The organism is Rhodococcus sp. D-6, from assembly GCF_040256695.1.
Classification (GTDB): Bacteria; Actinomycetota; Actinomycetes; order Mycobacteriales; family Mycobacteriaceae; genus Rhodococcus; species Rhodococcus pyridinivorans.
The window spans coordinates 694513-718399 of record NZ_CP132970.1; the positions used below are offsets into that span (position 1 = coordinate 694513).

Consider the following 23887-nt stretch of genomic DNA (forward strand, 5'->3'; position numbering starts at 1 on the left):
GGAAGCCGAGAGCGTTCGGTTACCTCCACGACCCGACTATCGGTTCGCGCGGGTCAATGCTGACGGTCAGTACGCAAAGGCATAGTTGTATCCGCCGTAGCTGCTATGGCTTTCGTCTCGTGCAACCAAGGTGTAGTTCGGCGGCGCACCGGTGCTACCCGAGAACAGCGGGTAGGAGACCGAGTAGACGGCGGCGTAGACATAGTGCGCACGTTCGTTCTTGATCAGAGCAGACACATACGAATCGGACTCGATGCCGACCTCGATGACGCCGCAGTAACTGCCGTCCTGCGCCTTGGCGGGCAGGCTGACGATCTTGCTGACCTCGCCGTACCGGTCGTCGTACGAGATCTGGTTGTTGTGCTGGTTGGAGCTGCAGAACACGTACTTCACCCCGCTGCCGGAGATGGTCACAGCCTGGGCCACGGGGGTGGTGAGCACTGCCGAACCTGCCGCGAGCGTGGCAGCAGCAGCGAGCGTTCCGATGAACTTCTTCATTGATTCCAATCCTTGTGTGAATGCTGTCGGCCTGGCACATCCCGCCTCGGATATGGGCTGCAGTCCGTATGTGGACGGGATGAGAGGAGGGCGAAGTGGCGGCTTATGGCCGCGGGTCGTCGAATCCTCCGAGATATCGCGCCTCCCACCACAGCGGACTGTGCGCAGCGATCCGTGCTCGTCGGCTCAGGGCAGGCCGAGAATGACACGGCTGCGAGCCGGCGAACAGGTTCACTGCAATGTCCGTTCTGTATGGAATGACCGTATGGGTGTCGCGCGTGCCGCCGCCCGCGTTACACACTCCCGAAGCGCTCTCACAGCACCCCGGACCAAGAGCGCGAACTGGTCATCGGAGCGCGCAATAACGCGCACCGATGACCGTTTCACGCGTCGCTATCGAGTCGCCCTCTGCCGGTGTCCGGGGCGCCTGAATCCACCCCGGTGATTGCCGCACAGCGGAACGGGCTACCCATCCGGGTAACCACCGGAAACATCGCAGTCGGGAGGCACGTTCATGAGTGACGACAGTTTCGGCACGCGCGACACCCTGAAGGTCGACGACACCGACTATCGGATCTATCGCATCGACAAGGTCCCGGGCTCGGAGCGATTGCCCTACAGCCTCAAGGTCCTGTTGGAGAACCTGCTGCGCACCGAGGACGGGCGGCTCGTCACCCGGGAGCAGATCGAGGCCGTCGCGGGTTGGGATCCGAAGTCGACGCACAACCCTGAGATCCAGTTCTCCCCGGCACGCGTTCTCATGCAGGACTTCACCGGCGTGCCGTGCGTTGTGGACCTCGTCGCGATGCGCGACGCCATGACCCAGCAGGGTGGCGACCCGAAGCGCATCAACCCGCTGATCCCCACCGAGCTGGTCATCGACCATTCGGTGATCGCCGACGTCTTCGGCACCGAGGACGCCTTTCGGATCAACACCGACCTCGAGTTCCAGCGCAACCGCGAGCGCTACGAGCTGCTGCGCTGGGCGCAGGGAGCGTTCGACGACTTCAAGGTGGTCCCGCCCGGCACCGGCATCTGCCATCAGGTGAACCTCGAGTACCTGGCCCGCGTCGTCTTCACGCGGGAGGACGAGGACGGCGGGCTCGTCGCCTATCCCGACTCGCTCGTCGGCACCGACTCGCACACCCCCATGATCAACGGCCTCGGTGTCGTCGGCTGGGGGGTCGGCGGCATCGAAGCCGAGGCGGCGATGCTGGGCCAGCCGGCGTCGATGTTGATCCCGCAGGTCGTCGGCTTCAAGCTCACCGGCGAACTGCAGGAGGGCACCACGGCGACCGACCTCGTGCTCACCGTTGCCGAGATGCTCCGCAAGACAGGCGTGGTCGGCAAGTTCGTCGAGTTCTTCGGTCCCGGTGTCGCCAACGTGCCGCTCGCCAACCGCGCGACCATCGGCAACATGAGCCCCGAGTACGGCTCGACGATCTCGATCTTCCCGATCGACGACGCGACCCTCGACTACCTGCGCCTCACCGGTCGCGACGAGGGGCAGATCCGCCTCGTCGAGGCGTATGCGAAAGAACAGGGTCTGTGGCACGACCCCGATCGCGAACCCGACTACAGCGAGGTCGTCGAACTGGATCTGTCGAAGGTGCGACCGTCCGTCGCCGGCCCGAAGCGACCGCAGGACCGCATCCCCGTCGCCCTCGCGCCGAAGGCCGTGACCTCGCTGCTCAACGGTGAGGAAGTGCCCGACGTCGTCTCCCGCGTCCAGGACTCGGGTGTCGACGAGGGCGTGCTCGAATCATTCCCTGCCAGCGACCCGGTGTCGGTGCGCAGCGAGGACTCCCGCGACGAGCCGCGCGACCCGGTGCCCGACGACGCCGACACCTCGGCGCCGCCGTCGAAGAAGGTCCCGGTGCGGGTCGGGGACGGCGACGAGTTCGAACTCGACAACGGACACGTGGTGATCGCGGCGATCACATCGTGCACGAACACGTCGAACCCGTCGGTGATGATCGGTGCGGCGCTGCTCGCCAAGAAGGCCGTGGAAAGGGGGCTGCGGAGCAAGCCGTGGGTGAAGACCACGCTGGCTCCAGGGTCGCGGATCGTCACCGACTACTACGAGCGTTCGGGTCTGACGCCCTATCTCGACAAGCTCGGCTTCAACCTCGTCGGTTACGGCTGCACGACCTGCATCGGCAATTCCGGCCCGCTTCCCGACGAGATCGCGGCCGCGATCGACGAGCACGACGTCAACGTCTCGGCCGTGCTGTCGGGCAACCGCAACTTCGAGGGACGCATCCATCCGCAGACGAAGATGAATTTCCTCGCGTCGCCGCCGCTGGTGATCGCGTATGCGCTGGCCGGGTCGATGCTCGTCGACCTCTTCAATGACCCGCTCGGCACCGACAGCGAGGGCAACGAGGTCTACCTGCGCGACATCTGGCCCACGACGCAGGAGATCCAGGAGGTCATCGACGACGCGGTGCGCGCGGAGATGTTCGAGACCGGCTACCAGGACGTCTACACCGGTGACGAAACGTGGCGGAACCTCGACGTGCCCGACAGTGAGGTGTTCGAATGGAAGGACGAGTCGACCTACGTGCGACGTCCTCCCTACTTCGAGGACATGTCGTCGGAACCCGAGCCGCTGCGCGACATCGAGGGCGCGCGGGTACTCGCGCTGCTCGGCGACTCCGTGACCACCGACCACATCTCGCCGGCCGGTGCGATCCGACGCGACAGCCCCGCGGGTCGCTACCTGCAGGAGCACGGCGTCGAGCAGGCCGACTTCAACTCCTACGGGTCGCGACGCGGCAACCACGAGGTGATGATCCGCGGCACCTTCGCCAACATCCGACTGCGTAACCAACTGGTGCCGGACGTCGAGGGTGGCGTCACCCGCTATCTGCCGACCGACGAGCAGATGAGCATCTACGACGCCGCGCAGAAGTACGCGGAGGACGGCACACCGCTGGTCGTGCTCGCGGGCGCGGAGTACGGGTCGGGCTCGTCGCGTGACTGGGCGGCCAAGGGCACGTTGCTGTTGGGGGTGCGCGCGGTGATCGCGCAGTCGTACGAGCGCATCCACCGCTCCAACCTCATCGGTATGGGCGTGCTGCCGTTGCAGTTCCCGGAGGGCGAGTCGGCGCAGAGCCTCGGCCTGACGGGGGAGGAGGAGTTCACCATCACCGGTCTGGCGGACAGCGACGAGATCCCCGAGACCGTGCACGTGAAGGCGGGGGACACGGAGTTCGACGCGACGGTGCGCATCGACACCCCCGCCGAGGCCGAGTACTTCCAGCACGGCGGAATCCTGAAGTACGTGCTGCGTAAGCAGCTCGCGCAGTAGGCAGCGACAGACGGGGGCTCGTGGCTACTGCGCCGCGAGCCCCCGTTCCGCTGCGGCGGTGCGCACCGCGTCGATCACGAGGCGCAGCGGCGGCCGTTCCGACGCGACCCCGCGATGCGCGATGGAGATCGTGCGCACGAGCGGTTCGGTCAGCGCCACCACCTCGACCCCGGGTGAGCTCAACGTCAGCCCGAGATCGGAGACGAGCGTGACACCCAGCCCCGCGGCGACCATCGCCAGCGCCGTCGCCTGCTCACCGACCTCGTGGTTGATCCTCGGCTCGAACCCCGCACGTTGACACGCGAGGCTCACCGCGCGGCCGAAGTGCGAGTTCGGGCCGGCCAATACCCACGGATGCTCGGCGAGGTCGGCGAGTGCGATGGTGCCCGCCGGCACCGTCCCGGGCGGCACCGCGGCGTGCAGTCGCTCGACCGCGATCACCACCTTGGTCAGCTCCGGATCCCACAACATCGGGTAGCCGGAGTATTCGATGACGAACGAGAAGTCCAGCGATCCGTCACGGACGGCGCCGGCGGTCTCCTCGGGGGCGAGCTCTCGCGTGCGGACCTCGATGCCGGGATGCTCGGTGGCCAGCAATGCCAGCGCGCTGGGGATCAGAGTGGATGCGACGGAGGCCCATACCCCGGCGGTCAGGCGCGCGGTGACCCCGTCGCGGGTCTGTTCGAGCGCGGTCGTCGCGCGCTCCACCGACTGCAGGATCTCCTCGGCGTGTTCGGCGAGCAGCACGCCCGCCTCCGTCAACTGGACCCGACGTCCCCTTCGCTCGAAAAGCGTTGCGCCGACGTCCCGTTCGAGTTGGGTGAGCTGTTGCGAGACAGCCGAGGTGGTGTAATGCAGGGCGAGTGCGGCGGCCGTGACGGTGCCTCGGCGATGCAGTTCTCGAAGCATCCGTAACCGGCGCAGGGACAACTCCATGCCGTCAGCGTAGGGCGCGCCCGGGGACCTGCAACCGCTGTGAGCTCGCGTTGTGTAGAAATCGTGAACTCCGACCTTCGAGTTTCGTAACTGGACGCCCCGCGCCGCCCCCGGGCACGCTGGCGTCACCGGCCGAATCGACGTAGCGACGGCTCTGACGAACGGGGGACCGCATATGACCACCATGGCAACACGCGTCGACGCGGTGGACACCCGCAGGGACGAACCCTTCCTGCGTCTCACCTGGACGGACCCGATGACAGGTGCGCACGGCTATCTCGTCGTCCACACCCTGGTGGGCGATCTGGCGACCGGTGGCACCCGCATGCGGGCCGGGTGCACGATGTCGGAGGTCGAGGACCTGGCGCGCGGCATGGCCGCGAAGACCGCGGTGTTCGACCTGCCGGTGGGCGGCGCGAAGGGCGGGATCGACTTCGACCCGAAGGACCCCCGTGCCGTCGATGTGCTGCAGCGCTTCTGCCAGGCGATGCGTCCCTGGTTGAACGCGCACTGGGTCACCGCCGAGGACCTGGGCGTTCCCCAGCACCTTCTCGACGAGGTCTTCGAGCGGCTGGGACTGCACCAGTCCTTCCACGCCGCGATCAACCGTGCGGCAGACCCGGCGATCACCTTGGAGCGGGTACGCACCTCCCTGAACGCGCCGGTCTACGGCGGCTTCCTGCTGGGTGACGTGATCGGTGGTTACGGCGTCGCGCAGGCCTGCATCGCCACCGCGAACGCATATCGCTGGGCACCGGCCGAGACCACCGTCGCGATCCAGGGAATCGGCACGATGGGTGGCGGCGCAGCCTGGTATCTGCACGAAGCGGGCATGCGCGTGACCGCCGTCGCCGATGCCGCAGGAACACTGTATTGCGCTGACGGACTGGACATCACGGCACTGCTCGACCTCCGCGACGAGTACGGGGAGATCGACCGCTCCCGCGTCCCGTCGGACGTCGAGCAACTGCCCCGCGACGCGGTGATCGGCATTCCCGCCGACATCTTCGTCCCCGCCGCCATCTCTTACGCCATCACGGCGGAGAACGTCGGCCGGGTCGCCGGGCGGGTCGTCATCGAGGCCGCGAACTCCGCGACGACGCCCGACGCCGAAGCCGTGCTCACCGGCCGCGGCATCCCGGTGATCCCGGACTTCGTGGCCAACGCCGGCGCGGTCGCGTGGGCATGGTGGGTGCTCCTCGGGTGGGTCGGGACCGATCCGGACGATTCCTTCCAGCGTCTGCGCACCGAGATGCTCACCAAGATCACGCTGCTGGTCGAGCGGTGGGCGCTCGATCGGGTGCCGCCGCGGCAGACGGCACGGGAGCTCGGCGCGACCAACCACGCTCCGAGCGCCTCGCGCACGATCACCATCCCTTGACACGTCGACCTCGCTCATTCCTGCAGGTCAGCATCTTGACGGCGAGACTCGGCGGAAATGGCGGCGCGCGTCGTCCGGGTCCGGAAACGCGTATGTCGACCAAGACTTCTAAGGTGGACATGCCCGTCTCCGTCGACGGGCGGAAGGACGTCCGCAAGGGTGAGTGGAGTGCGAGTGGGGTCAGGCGAGCGCGAACCCGAATTGAGGGATCGCGTGCAGCGCCTGCTCGCCTTCCTGGCCGAGCTCGTCAAGGCCCGCAGCGCACCAGTCCGCGTCGTCGACAAACACCGCGCCGTGATGTCCCTCGAGGAGGGAAACATCAGGGCCGGTCTGCGGGCCCATGCCGCGTCGGGCGACATCATTCTGCGCGCGCGTCGCGCTCAGCTCGAAGAGCCCCCGCGTCCGCCCGCCGAACTCGCGAAATACGTGCACGGAGACATCGCGGAGTCCGCCGTCGAGCCCGAACTCGACCCGCAGGCCATCGATATCGACGGTCTCGACGCCTGGCTGACGGACTGGCGGACGTGGGCGGTCGTCGACCGCGAGCGGCAGGCCGCCTCGCATCTGTACAGCTTCCTGCAGCGAGCGATGCTCGACCTAGAGGACCAGCCGGAATCGCTGGAACTCGTCGTCGCGTCGGGTCTGCTGCACCTGTCCGAGGGTGTGGCGGGCGCGCGGGTCCACACGCACCTGATCACGCAGACCGCGCTCATCGAGCGACAGGGCGACTCCGGCGACCTGGTGGTCCGGCTGAGTCCCAACGCCGGGCCGTCGCTGGAAGACGTCCAGCTCCTCACCGGACTGGAGGTCTTCGACCCGACGAGTGTCCGCGAACTGCACGATGCGCTCGTCACCCAGGTCGCGTCGCCCCTCGACCCCGCGGCCCGCGCGTTCTTGAAGAGCTGGGCCGAGCGTGCGCTCACCGTGCCGGTCGACGTCGTCGATCGTGCGGACGAAGCGTCGTCGTCGGATGCGTTCGTGACGCCGTCGCCGGTCCTCGTGCTGCGTAAGCGCGGCGCCCACGCGCTCATCGAGTACTACAGCCGCATGACCGAGGCGGCTGCCGACGAGTCGAATCCGGTGCCGCTCGGGCTGGCGCAGCTCGTCGAAGCGATCGAACCGGCCGACCGGGTCGCGTGGCTCGACCGCATCGGCACGCCGTCGACCGAGTTCACCGGGGAGCAGTTGCTGCCGCTGCCCGCGAACGAGGAACAGCGCGACATCATCGACCGGCTCGCCGGCGACAGCGGTGTCGTGGTCGAGGGTCCGCCGGGTACGGGCAAGACCCACACCATCGCCAACATCGTCGCGGCGCTACTCGCGCGTGGGCAGCGTGTGCTGGTCACCAGCGAGAAGGCGCAGGCGCTGCGTGTGCTCCGGGAGAAGCTCCCGTCCGAGCTGCAGGAACTGTGCGTGGCCGTCACCGACCCGGTGCACGGCGGCACGGTCGAACTCACTCGCAGTGTCAGCGAAATCGCCATCCGCAAGGCGCAATTCAACGTTCGGCGCGCGCAGGAACGTATCGACGAGCTCGCCACGCAACGCAACGACGCACTCGAGCGTCGCGCGACGTTGATGGAACAGATCCGGCAGGCGCGCGCGGAGGAGACCGAGGCCCACGCCGATGTCGCCGCCGGCTACGAGGGGACGGCCGCGTCGATCGTCCGGCGGGTCCGCGCGCACGAATCCAAGTACGCGTGGTTGCCCGCGCCTCTGCTCACCGACACCCCACCGCTGACGGTCGACGAACTCGTCACCCTTCACTCGTTGCATCAGCGGTCGAGCGTCGAGCGCGCGCGCCGTCGCCAGCAGCGCTTCCCCGAATTGTCCCTGCCCACTCAGAGGGAACTGCAGTACGCGTGCGCCGCCGTCTCCCAGGCGTCGAGCGGCACGACCAACGGCGAGACACAGGGGCTGTTGCGGGTCCTCGAGGGTGCATCGCTCGAAGCACTCGGCCGCATCCGCGACCTGTGCGAGCAACTGCAGGGTGCCCTCGAGGACGCGGACCGGCTCGACGCCCGAATCCAACGCGTCGCCGACGACGTCCTGTCGGGCCGGGCCCAGCACCTGTGGGGGAAGACCGCCGAGCTCGCCAGGCTCGTGCAGGCCGCGCAGGAGGCCGACCGGATCGTCGGTGCCAGCTCGGTGGACACCTCCGTGACGGGACGTCAGGCCTTCGAGGCGTACGACGCGCTCGCCCGCAAGCTCGAGGCCGGCGACACGTGGCGCAGCGGATTCACCCGGTTCCGGCGCAGCGACGAGCAATCCGCCGTCGAGGCGCTCGGTGAGATCGCGACCGTCGAGGGTGTCGCCGCCACCACCGCCCAGACGGCGCGCATCGTCGCCGAACACCTTCGTGCGCTCGAGGCGATCCGGGTCGCGCGGGTGGTCCTCCGCGACCTCGGTATCGACATCGAACTCGACGAGTCGCGCAGCCGCGCGGTCGGCATTCTCGCGTTCCTCGACCGCGACCGTGCCATCGTCGACAATCTCGTGGCGCGGGTACACGACGTCGAAACGGCACTGCGCGATGTTCATCCGGGGGCGCCGCGGATCACGAGCATCGAGCAGGCGCGGTCCACCGCCGAGTCGGCACGGACCATCGCCGCCGCGGGCACCGCCGAAGCGAGTAAGAACTGGCTCGAATCCATCGGCATGTACGTGCGGAGCCAGATCTCCGGGGGAGCGTCGCCCGAAGGACGCGCGCTGGCCCGCGCCTTACACGACGCCGACTTCGACGCCATCAACGCGGCCCTGGATGCGTGGGACCGGGCGGCGGGGGAGCAGCGTGAGGAACTGGAACTCGTCTCCCTCCACGCGCGCCTGACCACCGCAGCACCCGCACTCGCTCAGGCCCTCGCGGAGAATCCGTTGAGCCTGGCCTGGCCGGTTCGTCTCGCCGACATCGACGAGGCGTGGGCGTGGCGACGCGCCGACGAATGGGTGCGACGCTTCCACGAGCGCAGCGACGACGGACAGTTCGAACGCGACCTCGACGCACTCGAGAAGGACATCGCGCGACTCACGACCGAACTCGTCGAGGAGAAGGCGTGGAGCGCGTGTCTCGACCGCACCACGGCCGAGCAGGTGCAGGCGCTCCATTCGTACCGCGATCACATCGCGAGCATCGGTAAGGGCACCGGCCGCTACGCGGAGCGTTATCGGGCGGCGGCCCGCGAGGCCATGCAGGTCGCGCAGGGGGCGGTGCCGGCTTGGGTGATGCCGTTGCAGCAGGTCCTGGCATCGATTCCGCCCGAACAGAATTCGTTCGACGTCGTCATCGTCGACGAAGCGAGCCAGACCGACATCAGCAGCCTGTTCCTGTTGTGGCTGGCGCCGCGCGTGATCGTCGTCGGCGACGACAAGCAGTGTGCACCGAGCGCGGTGTCGCTGGGTGCGCTCGACGGGGTGTTCAGCCGTCTCGACTCGTATCTGCCCGACATCCCGAACTACCTGCGCGACAGCTTCACTCCGCGGTCGAGCCTGTTCTCGTTGCTGCGGTCGAGGTTCGGCAGCATCGTCCGGTTGCGCGAGCACTTCCGGTCGATGCCGGAGATCATCGCGTGGTCCAGCGACCAGTTCTACGCCGACGACCCGCTGGTCCCCATGCGGCAGTACGGCTCCGATCGTCTGCAGCCGCTACGCACCACGCTCGTCGAGGACGGTGCCGTCAGCGGGCAGAACTCGACGCTGACGAACTACGCCGAGGCGCACGCCCTCGTCGACACGCTCGTGAAGTGCGTCGAGGACCCGGCCTACGACGGCAAGACCTTCGGTGTGGTGGTGCTGCAGGGGCAGTTGCAGGTCGACATCATTCAGAACGAACTGCTCGAGAGGCTCACCCCGGAGCAGTGGGAGGAACGCAGGCTCCGCGTCGGCACGCCCCCGGACTTCCAGGGCGACGAACGCAACGTGGTGTTCCTGTCGATGGTTGTCGCGCCCGAACAGAACATCGCGGCGTTGACACGGACCGAATATCAGCGACGCTTCAACGTCGCGGCCTCGCGTGCCCAGGACCAGCTGTGGTTGTTCCACTCGCGGACCATCGACACGCTGCGGCGCACCGACCTGCGGTACTCGCTGCTCACCCACATGCGGACGACGTCCCCGCGCCCGGCCGAGCCGATGCCCGACGGCGTGACGCGCGACGAGCGGCACGAAGCGTTCGACAGCCTCTTCCAGCAGGACGTCTTCCTCGACGTCGCCGCTCGCGGCTATCACGTGAACCCGCGGGTCGAGGTGAACGGTCACTTCATCGATCTGGTCGTGACCGGGGCGGAAGGCAAGCTGGCAGTTGCCTGTGACGACGAACAGTGGCACACGAGCCCCGAACGGCAGAGCGCCGATCTGGAGCGGGAGCGCGAACTGCACCGCAGCGGTTGGAAGTTCTGGCGGGTCCGGGAATCGGAGTACTACCTCGACCCGGTCGCGGCCCTGTCAGGACTCTGGGAGGAACTGGAACGTCGCGGAATTACGCCCGGACGCGTGGATACTCCTGCGCCCGCACTGTCCCGGCCGTCGACCGAGTTCCGGACCGACGGACAGTCGCACGAGTTCGTCGAATCTGTCGGTCGGACGGATGCAACGGTCGTCGACGAGATCCCCAATCTGGGTACGCGAATGAATGCGGGGACGGATGACCACTGAAACTACTCGGTCGCATCGGTTTTCGACCGGGAACGTTACAGTGCGTCTTTTCACATGCTTTCTTCAGCAAAGTAAACAGGTTCCTGATATTTATTGATGCGCAACGAGTCTCGTTGCGCGTAATTCCCTCTGCGACAGGAGTCCCCCATGGAAGAACTGAAGACCCTCATCGAGCTGGCGAAGCTGCTCGGCCCGTTCATGGAGCTCATCGGCAGCATCAGCAGCCTCAGCGGCCAGTAGTCCGTGAGCGACGAAGAATCCCCGAAGGCATTGCCTTCGGGGATCTTTCGTGTATGTGATGTCGGACTGCGGGAAGGTTCGGCGTGTTTGCCGATCCCGGTCGGATGGACCGATCCACACGACTCACGTGCACATGCGCGACACCTCTCCGCGGCGCATCCGCGTCGATGAGTTTCCGGTACCGGTGAATCGACGTACTTCGATTCGCATTCCTGAGTCGATTCGTGACGGTGTCGAGGAATGCTCGAGCGTGCCGGATGTAGCACTGACGGGTCATCGCGGATGCATTCTTGCCCGTAATCAGGTATCGGTCGAAGTCCTCGATCGCGTTGTCGATCGTGATCCAGCGGCAGTGGTCATTGGTGGTGGACATAGCTGGGTTTCCTTCCCTTCGTCACCAGGGAAGACCAGCATCACGCCTGACTCGGCAGTCGGTGATTATGCCGAACAATCCACCGATGCCGAGGCCGCCACCAGCAACGATGCGCTCGCATCGGCATAACCCCGACATCGTCATAACCCTTGTTAGGCCGATGAGGGAACGCGCCCGGGCCAGAGCATCGGTGTCGAGGGACTTGCCCTTCGTTGTGTTCTTGACGAACCGCGGTGCTCTAGCAGCACGGGTGCCGTCAACGACCTCACGGGCCTGGGCTTCCTGCGCGTTCAGGGTCTGGTTGTCCCGCACGGCACGCTTGGTCGAGTACGCCCAGATCGCACGCCACGCCGACGTGTCGGCCGGCTCCCACACCGGTTCGCTGCGGCGACCGATGTCGTTGACCGAGCTCTTGGCGTGCCGTGGGGTGACGGTGTCGATGACCTGCCCGTCGGTGAACACGTCCCCGTGCCAGTGGAAATGACTGACCAGATCCGCCGGCGCCTTCGTCACCCGCGATCCGACGATGAACTTCAGTCCGGCAGCATCGAGATCCTTCAGATTCGTCGACGACAACATGCCGGCGTCGGCGGCGATGACCATCTCCACCCCGTCGATATTGTGGCGGGCCTGGAACTGCCGCACGATCGGCACGATGGTGCGGGTCTCGGCATGATTTCCCTCGAAAAACCCTATCTCCAAAGGAAATCCGGTGCGGTCGACGAGCAGTCCGACGACGATCTGCGGGTCCACCCGGCGCTCTTTCGAGTACCCGACTTTCCGCAGGTCGTCTTCCTTCTCGGCTTCGAAGTACAAGGTGGTCACGTCGTAGAGCAGCAGGTTCAGATCCCCCGCGGTGGCGGCATGCTCGAAGCAGCGTCGTGCGATTTCGTCGCGGTAACCGTGGGCGGTGCACCGCTGCAGAGTTCGCACGAAGGTGTTGCGGTGCGCCGGGGCAATCCCGATCTCCCGCAGCACTCTGCCCGCATCCGCAACCGACGTCGGCTCGACGAGCCGGGCTGCCACGAGCTGGAAGAACGCCTCGTTGTCGACCACATCGAAGCCGAGACGTTGCCACGCAGCAGCAATGACCTCGATCAGCCAGCGGGAGCGTTTCCCGGTGATCGTCGGTGCAGAGCTGGTGGTGGTGCCGAGGTCGAGATCGAGGTCGAGTTCTTGTTGGCCGGCGAGCAGTTTGGTTCGGGCGGTTTCGAGCAGGGCGGCGAGTTCGCGGTCGGTGTGGGCCGATCCTAGGTGCTCGAGGACCTTGTCGCGGCGGCCCTGTTTGGCCGCGATCTGCACCGCGGTCGCTCCCGAGGCGGTGCGGACTTTGCGGATGTAGGCAGCCACGGGGCGGAGTCTACCGAGCCGTTAGTGTGCCATTTCCCGAACACGCACCGTCGCTACCTGCACAGATACACCGGACCACCCGGAAACCGGCTCACCTGGTGCAACTCAGGAGGCCAGGGTGCGTTCGATCTTCCACCGGTAGCGGCCGAGGCGTTCGCTGCTGTCGACGCCGCGGCGGGCGATCCGCGGAACGATGCCCCGGGCCCGCAGCCACCGGCGGTGTACGGGGTAGTCGTAACCCTTGTCCGCCCGCACCCGGCCGGGTTTGCGGCGGCGCGGACCGCGAGGTGAGCGCACCGCTGGAATCGCGGCGACCATGGGTTGCAGCATGACGCTGTCGTGGGTGTTTGCTGAGGTCACCGCGGTGACGAGCGGGATACCATCGGCGTCGGAGAGGATGTGGATCTTCGAGCCGTTCTTGCCTCGATCGACCGGGCTGGGACCGGTCAGAGAACCCCCCTTTTCGCCCGCACGTGCGCGGCGTCGAGGATCGCGGCGGACCAGTCCAGGTCCCCACCGGCGCCGAGCCGATCGAGGACCCGGCGGTGCAGCTCGTCGAATACCCCGGCCCGAACCCAGGTGGTGAAGCGGCGGTGTGCGGTCGGAACACTGACCCCGAACTACGGTGGCAGATGCCGCCAGGCACAGCCGCTGGTGAGCACGTAGACGATAGCGGTGAACACCGCCCGATCATCGAGTGCCGCCCGACCGCCGCCTTGGGGCCGCGCCCGGAATCCGGGCAGCAACGGTTCGACGATCTCCCACAACGCATCCGGTACCAGCCGGGAAGACAACGCATCGACCACGGCAGTGCATTATGCCGCACAAACGATCTTGGCCATAAGAGACATGCTCTTAGCGAGATCTACCGACTGCTCTCATTGTCGTGATCGGGCGGTCCTATTTTACTAGGTCGATCCGGATCCTTATTGGATATAGGTTTCGTCGGAACCGATGGAAAAGACACGGCTGTGCGCAGAGTAGGTGAGCCCATCCGATTTTACACGTTCTGAAATGAGGAGTAGATCGAGGCAGGCATGCAAACGATCGGAAGCGCTCGCTGAAATCCGGGAGACGCCGAATAACTCAGCAGTGCGGCGAAATAAAGCGTCTCGGTTTAGGGCATTACTCGCAACCCGGCACATTGCGTTTGCAATCTCTTCAGGCGGGATATCGGAGAGGGGGCGGATGGTACCCGGTGAGGGGCGCCGAAACTCAAGCCATGTTTCAGGGTCGCGGTGTTCCGGCCACACGAACGTACCAAGTCGTGACCGGTGGATCATGGTGCGTGGAATGCGACGCTTCACTTGTTCTTGCCTGCGGGTAGATGCCCGATCGAAGCCGAATCCCTGGATAATCCTGCGCGTAAGGTGGTCGAGCCGGATAGGTCCCTCGATATCGACAATTGTGACGATTGCATAGTCGATGGCGTCGCTAACCTCGCGTGATCGAATTTTATCAAGATCATTTGGAGATCCGAGCGACATTTCGGGAGCGCGCGTGTACGGTATTGCGAATTTCGAGACGACGTCCGTAACGTGGACAGGTACCGTCGCTTGCGCACACGTGGTTACCGAATTTTCAATCAATGCAATTGCGATCTGGTAGGCGGCCGCGGCGCCAATACCCGGTGAAGCGGTCAGTTCAGCGATGGAGAACTGCAATGCAGAGTTTTTCAGGGGTGCAAGGGCGACGGTATCCGGGCTGAGGCCGGTTGCGTATGCGAGGCCAGCTAGTGCGCGCTTGTCAAGTCCCAAAACTGAGACATTGAGGTCGCTACTAATTGCAGGAAACGCAGTGTGAAGGCGATCTGTGGCATGGCGAGCGACAAAGATTCGTGCCAGCTCCCCGCAGAGTGCGGGCAGTTCGGTGTACAGCGCGGTCTCGTCGGGCATCTGACTGAACCACCAGTCAAGGTCGGGTGCAAGATTTTCCAGAATCGCTGCCTTGCGGGAAACGTATCCGTCCAACCAGGGGAAGAGTTCGACCCACGTCTTGTGGTTCGGTTGCATTTGATCAGGGTTTTTCCGCAACGCTCGCTTCCTATAGGTAGTAGGGACATAGTGCTAAAGAAGCCATCTTCACTGCACTGTCGTGTACCGCGTGCCTGCTCAGCTCGACTCGAGAGCTGATGCGACTAATTTGCCAATCGCCTTGGCCAGTGGAACAGGCACCGCGTTACCGATTTGGCGCGCGATCGCGGTCTTTGACCCCACCCACTGGTAATCCTCGGGAAAGCCCTGCAGTAGGGCAGCTTCGTAATGTGTTATCGCGCGATTCTCCGTTGGATGCAAGTATCGACCCTTCTCGGGTTTAAAGAACTCGGTGCGAATAGTGACCGAGGGGCGATCCCAGTGCAACCGTCCCATGACGTCCGCCGAGCCGGTCGTGTGTTTACGCCAGCAAGGGGAGAGGAGCTCATCGGGAATGTCAAAGCGGTTGCCGCCGGGTGGGATGGTCGCGAAACGGGCAAGCGATCTCTCCTCAAATTTGCGGGTCAAGTGCAACTGGGACGTCTTGAACGCTCCCGGGAAGGTTCGTCCAGCGAATTCGATGTGGTGATTCGGCAGATCGCGCTCCGTGACATTGACGGGTACCCCGGCTAAAGCTTCCCGTACGGTCTTGTGCTGCTGAGACGTCGTGGCGGCAGGTGCGCCGGGATCCTGTAGGTCTCGGTGACGTCCTATTACTACGATGCGTTTGCGCGCCTGCGGTGCCCCGTAGTCGGCTGCATTAAGCACGTACGCTTCGAAGGTGTATTCGGCGAGACGACCACCCTTCCAGGTGGCACGATGGAACAGCGCAAATTCTGGAGAGCTCAGGAACTGCGGTACATTTTCAAGTACAAATATCTTCGGATTGGCGCGTTGCACGGTTTGTGCATAGTGCCGCCACATCCGATTGCGGGTGTCCTCGGCGTCCTGCTTGCCGAGTGTGGAGAAACCTTGACATGGGGGCCCACCGACAACGACGTCGACCTTGGGAACCTCTTCCTCTCTCAGCCAGTCCTCGATTCGTCCCGCGTACACGAGGTCACCGAAGGTTGCCCGATAGGTCGCAGCCGCGGCGAGATCCATCTCGACGGCGCGGACGGTTTGGAACCTATCGTCCGACTGGTGTAATCCAGCGGTAAGCCCGCCGGCACCAGCAAAGAGGTCGAGGACTCGGAAAACGGTGGGTGGCGTGGGCACGCGACAACGATAGCGGCTGGGTGTGACGTGGTTACATCACCCACGCTAGCTGGCTGCGGCCGTCATGTTCCTGACTCGTCGGTTCCTTCGTGTAACGATCTACTGAGCAGTTTGTAAAGTCTGAAAGAGGTGGTGTTCCATCCGCCTCGGCGAGGAGAGGATCGTGACGGTGACGCGGCGGAAGTTGATCGAGGTGGCGTTGCCTCTGGAGGCCATCAATAAGGAAGCCGCAAGGGAGAAGGCAATCCGTCATGGACATCCCTCGACGTTGCATCTCTGGTGGGCGCGTCGGCCTCTCGCCGCCGCTCGCGCAGTTCTGTTCGCTCAGCTGGTCGACGACCCGGCATCGCGCTCAGAAGCGGCAGCCATCGATGATCCGGATGAACGCGAGCACTGGATACGGGCGGAACGCGCGCGCCTCTTCCGGATGATCGAGGACCTGGTGAAGTGGGAAAACACCACCGATGAGCGCTTACTGAAGGCAGCGCATGAGGAGATTCTCCGTTCGACGGATGGTAATCCGCCGCCGATCGTCGACCCTTTCGCCGGCGGTGGCACGATTCCGCTCGAAGCGCAGCGTCTTGGGCTTGAGGCTCACGCCTCCGATCTCAACCCTGTTGCAGTCCTCATTAACAAGGCGCTGATCGAGATCCCCCCGAACTTCTCGGGCAGGCCACCGGTGTTTCCTGGCGTCGCCCACGAGAGACTCGGTGAGTGGCCGCATTCCACGGGGCTCGCCGAGGATGTGCGTCGCTATGGGAAGTGGATGCGGGATGAAGCCGAGAAGCGCCTAGGACACCTGTATCCAAAGGCGAAGCTTGATGATGGTACAGAGGCGACGGTGATCGCCTGGATCTGGGCACGCACGGTCACATGCCCCAACCCGGTCTGTGGCATTGAAATGCCGCTGGTTCGGTCTTGGTGGCTGGGTAAAAAGAGGGGCAAGGAAGCCTACATAGTACCTGACGTTGTTGATGGTCCGAGGGGCAAGCGGGTTACGTTCCGAATTGGCCATGACGTCAGGAGCGCGCCTGCGAAGGAAGACGACGGCACAGTGGGGAGGAACGGGGCGACATGCATTTCGTGCAGCTCTGCTGTAGATCTCAAGTACATCCGGTCAGAGGCCCTCGAAGGCAGAATGTCATCCGTAATTCTTGCTACCGTCGCCGAGGGAAATCGTCGCCGTATGTACTTGGCGCCCACGGATGACGTTGAGTCCGCAGCGGGCGTCGAGAGACCCTCAAACGCGCCGTCGGCAGCGATCCCATCGAAAGCGCCGAGTTTTCGAGTCCAAGCGTACGGAATGAATAAATGGTCGGACTTGTTCACTAATCGTCAACTCGTGGCATTAACGACTTTCAGTGACCTTGTTGGAGAGGCATGCGAAAAGGTGCTTGCCGATGCTGAAGCTGCCGGATGGAGCACTGGAAAGCGTTTGGCCGACGGTGGATCGGGAGCTGTAGCCTATGCGGATGCCGTGGCGACCTACCTAGGATTCGGTATTTCCAAAGCCACCGACTACCATAATGCCCTCTGTGCTTGGCGCAGTGATCCAAAGAATGAGGGTATCGGCCATTTGTTCGCCAGGCAGGCGATTCCGATGATCTGGGACTATTGTGAAGGGAATCCTTTCTCTTCATCGTCTGGCAATTTAGGCGATCAGTTCGTCTGGATTGGCAAGGTGCTCGACCGATTGACCGCTAGCACGAGCGCATCAGCAAAACAGTCGGATGCAGCATCACGCGGATTTGAAGGTGCCTTAATATCCACCGATCCTCCGTACTACGACAATATTGGATATTCCGATCTGTCGGACTTCTTCTATGTCTGGCTGCGTCAGTCTCTGAAAGGTATCCATCCCGAGATTCTAGGGACCATGCTCGTCCCAAAAGTTGAGGAACTCGTCGCGAACCCATATCGGCATAATGGAAAAGATGGAGCCAAGATTTTCTTTGAAGAGGGATTTCGGCGTGTTTTTACAAACGCAAGAAGGACTCCTTTAAAGGATTATCCGATCGCGGTATATTACGCGTTTAAACAAACTGAAACTGACACTGAAGGCAGCGCTTCCACTGGCTGGGAGACTCTCCTTGAAGGGATGATTCGGTCGGGGTGGTCGATCACCGGAACATGGCCGATGCGTAGCGAACTCGGGAACAGAATGCTCAGTATGGGGACAAATGCCCTCGCCTCGTCGATCGTTCTTGCACTAAGGCCCCGGCCAGAGATAGCGCCATCGACGGAGCGGCGTTCGTTCTTGAATGAGCTCCGTGACGAGCTTCCCGAGAAGCTTCGTGAACTCCAGCAAGGCTCGGTTGCACCGGTTGACCTTGCCCAAGCGGCAATTGGGCCGGGCATGGCTGTGTTTTCGCGGTACTCAGATGTCGTTGAACCTGACGGCACCTCGATGAGTGTTCGTAAGGCGCTTGGCTTCATCAATCAAATTCTCGCGGAAGTCCTCTCGGAACAGGAGGGGGACTTCGATCCCGCCACCCGTTGGTGTCTCAAGTGGTACGAAACATATGGTTTCAACGAGGGCCCATACGGCGACGCGGAACAGCTTTCAGTGTCGATGAACACCTCAGTGGCTGGATTGGCACGATCCGGGGCAGTGCGGTCGGGGCAGTCGAAGGTGACGCTGATTCACCCCGATGACCTGCCGGCGAACTATGATCCGCAGCGCGACAACGACATCACGCTGTGGGAGGTGGTGTGTCACATTGCGAAGGCGCTGGACACTGTGGGAATCGATGATGCCGCCCGCGTTATGGCCAGGGCCGTTGATCGAGTCGATCTCGACTCCGCGAAGGGGCTTGCGTATCTTGCCTACTCCATTGCTGAGCGCAAGAACTGGTCGCCGATCGCACAGCTGTTCAACTCGCTGGTGACAAGTTGGGCGGATATCGCCGCGGTCGCACGCGATCACAAGGACGAAGTTCCCGAGCAGGGCCAGCTGGGCCTCGACGAACTGTACTAGGAGACGCGGAAACATGGCAGCAAGCAACCGTGAACGAGTTGGCAGTGCGCTCGACCTACTCGCCGAATCGCTCGAACCGTTCATTGCCAGCGCGCTCGCAGAGAAACTCCCCAACGGTGCGGAATGGACGAAGCTCCTAGAAGCAAAAGACGGACCAAAGACGTCGGGACGAAACTACTACAGCCGTAGTGATCTCCAATGCCAACTTCGCGCTATTACCGAACGGCTTCTGCCACAATGGTTCCCGTTCGACGGTTTGCTCTCTCGTGCCGAAATCAGCCTGGTTAGTGAATTGCGCGATGTTCGTAATCGCTGGGCGCACAACGAGCCGTTCAGCTACGACGATGCCTATCGTGCACTCGATACGTCTGAGCGGCTTCTCCGGGCGGTCAACGCACCGGGGGCTGCTGACAAGGTCCGTACCACTCGCCAGGCACTCCAGCAGGAACAGTTCGAGACGGGCGTCAAACGCGCTACCCGTGCGCAGACCGCTCTGCCCGGCTTATCCAGTGAGGGTTTGAAGTCGTGGCGGACAGTGCTCCGTCCACATCCAGACGTTGAAAGTGGCAACTACGCCAAGTCAGAGTTTGCTGCAGACCTATACACCGTTTCGCAGAATGCGGGCACTGCCGAGTATCAGGACCCGATAGAGTTCTTTCGCCGGACGTACGTCACCGAAGGGCTTGCGGACTTGCTCGGGCTGGCAGCACGTCGAGTGTCCGGCGATTTGAATGCTGAACCCGTCATCAACCTCCAAACCAATTTCGGTGGCGGCAAAACCCACTCCATGCTCGCCGTCTGGCATCTGTGCTCTGGAACCGAGCTCACGGACTTTCCACAGCATGTGCAAGACGCAGTCGGTGACGTACGCATCCCGCCCAATGTGCGGCGTGTGGCCCTGGTAGGAAACGAGATACCTCCGGGGCAACCACTTCCTCCGAAAGAAGACGGCACTATCGTCCACACACTTTGGGGTGAACTGGCATGGCAACTCGGCAAGGCCGAAGGCTACGCAATGGTTGCGTTGGCAGACCGCACGGGCACCAATCCAGGTTCAGTGCTTGAAGACCTGTTTCGGCAGTTCGGTCCAGCTGTAGTCCTCATAGATGAGTGGGTGGCCTACGCTCGCGGACTGTATGGTCGGGAGGATTTGACAGGCGGAACCTTTGAGTCTCAGTTCACGTTCGCGCAGACTCTTACAGAATCTGTCAAGCGAGTCCCCGGAATCTTACTGCTCGTTTCGATTCCCGCCTCGGACGTGCGTATCGGCGACAACGGGGAGGAAAAAGACGCTAGTGACCTTGAAATTGGAGGTGCTAATGGGCGGGCCGCACTCGATCGCTTACAGAATGCGGTCGGCCGGTTAGCTTATCAGTGGCGTCCGGCGTCGTCCCGAGAATCCTTCGAAATCGTTCGACGGCGTTTGTTCCAGGATCCCGGCCACGAGGCGCGCACGCAGATCGCCGCTACGGCACGACGTTTCGTCGAGTTCTATCGTGAGCACAGTGGCGAGTTTCCGAGTGAAACCAGGGAGGTTTCTTACGAACAGCGGATTCGCGACGCGTACCCGATTCACCCAGAGTTGTTCGACCGATTGTATGAGGACTGGTCGAGTCTAGAACGATTCCAACGTACCCGCGGCGTGCTTCGCCTGATGAGTTCAGTAGTTAGCTCCCTGTGGATGGCGGGGGACGAATCCCCACTAATCATGCCGGGCTCAATCCCACTTGATGCCATCGGCGTTCGAGATGAGATCACGCAATACCTCACCGACCAGTGGAAGCCAATCATTGATGCCGACATCGACGGTGCAGGATCGGTGCCACAACGCATCGATGCCGATAGGCCATTGTTCGGTAAGCGGTCTCTTACGCGACGGATCGCGCGCAGTGTCTTCCTTGGGTCCGCGCCAAGACTACATACCGCCCATAAAGGCATCGAACGGCAACGAGTGTTCCTCGGTGTCGCACAACCCGGTGATACGGTCGGAAATTTCGGATCGTCATTGCAGATGCTGAGCGACCGGGCGACATACTTCTACGTCGACGCGGATTCGTACTGGTATGACGTCCAGCAGTCGCTAAGTCGTCGAGTTCGAGACCATGCGGAGCAACTCCCGATCGGAGATGTATGGGCTGAGGTCGTTACCCGTCTTCGGCGCAGCGAAATCTCGAACCCCGGCGATTTTGATGAGGTCTTGGTTGCGCCGGACTCGTCGGCCGACGTGTCCGATTCCGACGGCGTTCGGCTCGTTATCCTGGATCCGCGCGTGGTGCACGCGAATCGAAGCACCAGTTCCACGGCGTATGAGTTCACCGAGAAGCTGGTCAACACTAGGGGAAATGCGCAACGCGAGCGACGCAACACCGTTATCGCACTCGCCGCAGACCATCAGCGTCAGCCCGAGCTCGAATCTGCCGTACGCGCGTACCTTGCGTGGCGCAGCATCGTCGAACGGATCGCGGAGTCCGACCTTACGCACCAGCAGGCCGCGCAAGCACGGAGACGAATGGATGAGACCAACAAGGCGGTTGAGCAGCGTATTCCCGCGACCTTCATTTGGGTCCTCTACCCGGAACAGCCAGACGGGTCGCGACCACTGTCGATTACCTCGCGCAAAATCGAGGGTCGCATTGGTGCGCTGAGTAAGACAGTCGGAAAGCGGCTCGTCGATGACGATGTGCTGCGTACCAGTACGGCGCCCCGAAACGTACGAATGGACCTCGATAACTATCTTCGTAGCCGGTGGAATGAAGGAAGGATTGCCTTCGGGGAACTGTGGGACTATTACTCGCGGTATCCATTTCTGCCGCGGTTGAAGAACCGCGGGGTGCTCGAAACTGCAGTTCGGGACGCACTTGGCGATCTTGGGTGGGAGACCGGCGGTTTCGCGCTGGCCGCCAGTTATGACGTCAATAGCGGTGACTTTGTCGACCTAGTACTCCCGCCGGCTGGGCAGGTACCGACAATCAGCGACACCACATTGTTGGTTGCGCCTAATCTTGCTATGACGCAGGATGCACGACAGTCGAGTGGTGCCGAACGCGTGGCTCGAGAGACTGCGGAGAAAGACGACCAACCGGTATCAGTGGCGCCAGCGGGACTTGAACCGTCACGGAAGCAGACGCCAACACCTATCCGAAACGCGCGATTCGTCGGACGGTTTAATGTCGATCCCGATCGTGGACTCGAAGATCAGATCACGACTGTCGTTCGGGAAGTTCTTGTCCGATTGCAACCTGGCGCTAACACATTCGACGTAACGGTCGACATAGAGGCCGAGCGATTCGATGGATTTGACGACGGACTCGTGCGGGTAGTGTCCGAAAACTGCCGGACGATAGGGTTCTCGAGGGCCAAATTCGAGGATGGCTTGTGAACGGCGAACGTCCCGTCGTTGTCGACACGAAGACACTGCCCCCGGACCCGTCGCTTGTTCGGAGCCTCGGACTGCATCATTCGCTGACAACCGCGATTGCGGATCTCGTCGACAACAGTATCGATGCGGGAGCGAAACATATTCTGATCCGCTTAGAACAGCGGGGCATTCGAACCGTCGGGCTCGCTGTTGTCGACGACGGCGGAGGAATGGACGAGTCGGCGATCGATCACGCGATGACGTATGCAAAGAAGCGCGACTATGGGGACGCTGACCTCGGACACTTTGGCCTCGGGCTCAAGGCGGCGTCGTTGAGTCAAGCCGAAACCCTCGTCGTATGGTCACAGGCGTACGGTGCGAATGCGGTCGGACGAATGTTGAATCGCGACGAGGTCGGACGTAACCACGCCGTATCGGTGCTATCTGCGGAGCAGGCGGCGAAACGATTCGCCAACGTTGATTCCGGCTTTGACATGTCTACCGGGACGATCGTTGAATGGCGGGACGTTTACACCTTCTTGTCATCGGATGATCCTGGCGATCAGACTAGCTGGCTGGAACAGACCATCAACGAGATTCGCACGCACCTCGGGGTCGTCCTGCATAGGATCCTCACTAAGGGATCCGTGGAAATCACGGTGCAGCAGTATGACCTTGACGTGAAGCATTCAGGGATTCCTCGGACCGTCGAAGCTATCAATCCATTCGGATACCAAGTGGCTGGACCCGGCACGTATCCCAGAGTGCTGAATGTGGCACTTCCCGGTGTGGTCGAACCTGTTACCGCAATAGCGCATATTTGGCCAGCCGCGGTTCAAGAAGAAAGCTACCGTCTCTTCGGACGACCAGGACGTGAGCACCAAGGCTTTTACTTTTATCGCAACGATCGGTTACTGCAGATAGGCGGATGGAACGGTATAGCCTATTCGAGAGCCGACTACGAACTCGGCCGAGTCGAGATCGATCTACGAAAGGACATAGAAAAATTCGTTACGATCAATCCGGAGAAGTCTGGACTGGTCCTTGCTGCTGAGTTTGACGAGGCGATCCGGAAGGCTCGCTTTGAGGACGGATCAGGTGGGTTTGCTGACTTCCTTGCCGACCTGGAATACCGGTGTCGTCAGTCACGCACTCGAAAGAGATTGCCGGTCACACTCGTCGAACCAGGATTTGGGCTACCCGGATCGGTGATCGACGTAATTGACGACACTGTCCAGATCAGCGAAGCGGCCGAACCTATCGAAATACGGTGGCGTGCTCTGCCGCCGGATAAGGTATTTGAGATCGACCTAGACGACCACAGACTCAACCTTAATGCGCGCATGAGGGATATCCTTGTCGGTTACAGGAGTCGCGACCCCGACGACGCCCCGGTGCTGAAGGTTCTTTTCCTCCTCCTCATGTCGAAGACGTTCGAAAGTACCTGGCTCGGGCCAGCGGAGCGGCTCCGGTTGGATGCCTGGCAGGAGATCCTTCTTTCAGCGGTTGAACAGCAGGGGAGAACAGCGGAGCGCCGTAACGCGTCGCCGGATGGACTTGGAGAATCGTAAGAATCGCTCATTGACACAGTTGAGGCGGAGAATATTGGCAGACCCGGACGAG

The 23887-nt window shown here is 62.8% G+C and carries 11 protein-coding genes and 1 pseudogene; 6 read left to right on the forward strand and 6 right to left on the reverse strand.

What is annotated here, in order from left to right; genetic code table 11:
• Positions 1-66: 66 nt before the first annotated feature.
• The gene (locus tag RBB84_RS03410; RefSeq protein WP_064063175.1) at positions 67-498 is read right to left on the reverse strand and encodes a hypothetical protein; all 432 of its coding nucleotides are present in this window, start codon (positions 496-498) and stop codon (positions 67-69) included.
• A 514-nt stretch (positions 499-1012) separates the two neighbouring features.
• On the opposite strand from RBB84_RS03410, the gene RBB84_RS03415 reads away from it, so the two are divergent.
• Complete coding sequence (locus tag RBB84_RS03415; RefSeq protein WP_064257633.1) at positions 1013-3811, forward strand: aconitate hydratase; 2799 nt, start codon at positions 1013-1015, stop codon at positions 3809-3811.
• A 24-nt stretch (positions 3812-3835) separates the two neighbouring features.
• Here the strand turns inward: RBB84_RS03415 and RBB84_RS03420 are convergent, their stop codons facing one another.
• Entirely contained in the window at positions 3836-4747 is a 912-nt protein-coding gene (locus tag RBB84_RS03420; protein ID WP_024103548.1) for a LysR family transcriptional regulator, read from the reverse strand.
• Between the two features lie 175 nt (positions 4748-4922).
• Between RBB84_RS03420 and RBB84_RS03425 the strand changes: the two genes are divergently transcribed.
• Both RBB84_RS03425 and RBB84_RS03430 read left to right on the forward strand, forming a co-directional pair.
• Positions 4923-6128, forward strand: coding sequence for a glutamate dehydrogenase (locus tag RBB84_RS03425; protein WP_024103549.1), 1206 nt, complete (start codon positions 4923-4925; stop codon positions 6126-6128).
• 174 nt (positions 6129-6302) lie between these two features.
• Positions 6303-10775, forward strand: coding sequence for an AAA domain-containing protein (locus RBB84_RS03430; RefSeq protein ID WP_231912138.1), 4473 nt, complete (start codon positions 6303-6305; stop codon positions 10773-10775).
• Between the two features lie 634 nt (positions 10776-11409).
• On the opposite strand, the gene RBB84_RS03435 is transcribed toward RBB84_RS03430, so the two are convergent.
• The 4 genes and pseudogenes from RBB84_RS03435 to RBB84_RS03450 form a co-directional block, all read right to left on the reverse strand.
• Positions 11410-12738 carry an IS1634 family transposase gene (locus tag RBB84_RS03435; protein ID WP_350247160.1) on the reverse strand — a complete coding sequence of 443 codons (1329 nt, stop codon included), beginning with the start codon at positions 12736-12738 and terminating at the stop codon, positions 11410-11412.
• 114 nt (positions 12739-12852) lie between these two features.
• Positions 12853-13544 (reverse strand): annotated as a pseudogene (locus RBB84_RS03440) (IS5 family transposase); the annotation flags it as partial.
• A gap of 120 nt (positions 13545-13664) precedes the next feature.
• Positions 13665-14750, reverse strand: coding sequence for a DUF3320 domain-containing protein (locus tag RBB84_RS03445; RefSeq protein ID WP_082921231.1), 1086 nt, complete (start codon positions 14748-14750; stop codon positions 13665-13667).
• Positions 14751-14849: 99 nt separating this feature from the next.
• On the reverse strand, positions 14850-15929 hold the full coding sequence (locus tag RBB84_RS03450) for a DNA cytosine methyltransferase (RefSeq protein ID WP_082921230.1): 1080 nt from the start codon (positions 15927-15929) through the stop codon (positions 14850-14852).
• 163 nt (positions 15930-16092) lie between these two features.
• Between RBB84_RS03450 and RBB84_RS03455 the strand changes: the two genes are divergently transcribed.
• Genes RBB84_RS03455 through RBB84_RS03465 form a run of 3 tightly spaced genes read left to right on the forward strand, consistent with a single transcriptional unit; the run spans position 16093 to position 23835 of the window.
• Complete coding sequence (locus RBB84_RS03455; protein ID WP_350247161.1) at positions 16093-18906, forward strand: DUF1156 domain-containing protein; 2814 nt, start codon at positions 16093-16095, stop codon at positions 18904-18906.
• 13 nt (positions 18907-18919) lie between these two features.
• The gene (locus RBB84_RS03460) at positions 18920-22285 is read left to right on the forward strand and encodes a Swt1 family HEPN domain-containing protein (protein ID WP_082921219.1); all 3366 of its coding nucleotides are present in this window, start codon (positions 18920-18922) and stop codon (positions 22283-22285) included.
• Positions 22282-23835 carry an ATP-binding protein gene (locus tag RBB84_RS03465; RefSeq protein ID WP_064257739.1) on the forward strand — a complete coding sequence of 518 codons (1554 nt, stop codon included), beginning with the start codon at positions 22282-22284 and terminating at the stop codon, positions 23833-23835. Before RBB84_RS03460 ends, RBB84_RS03465 begins: the two co-directional genes overlap by 4 nt.
• The last annotated feature ends 52 nt before the right edge of the window (positions 23836-23887 follow it).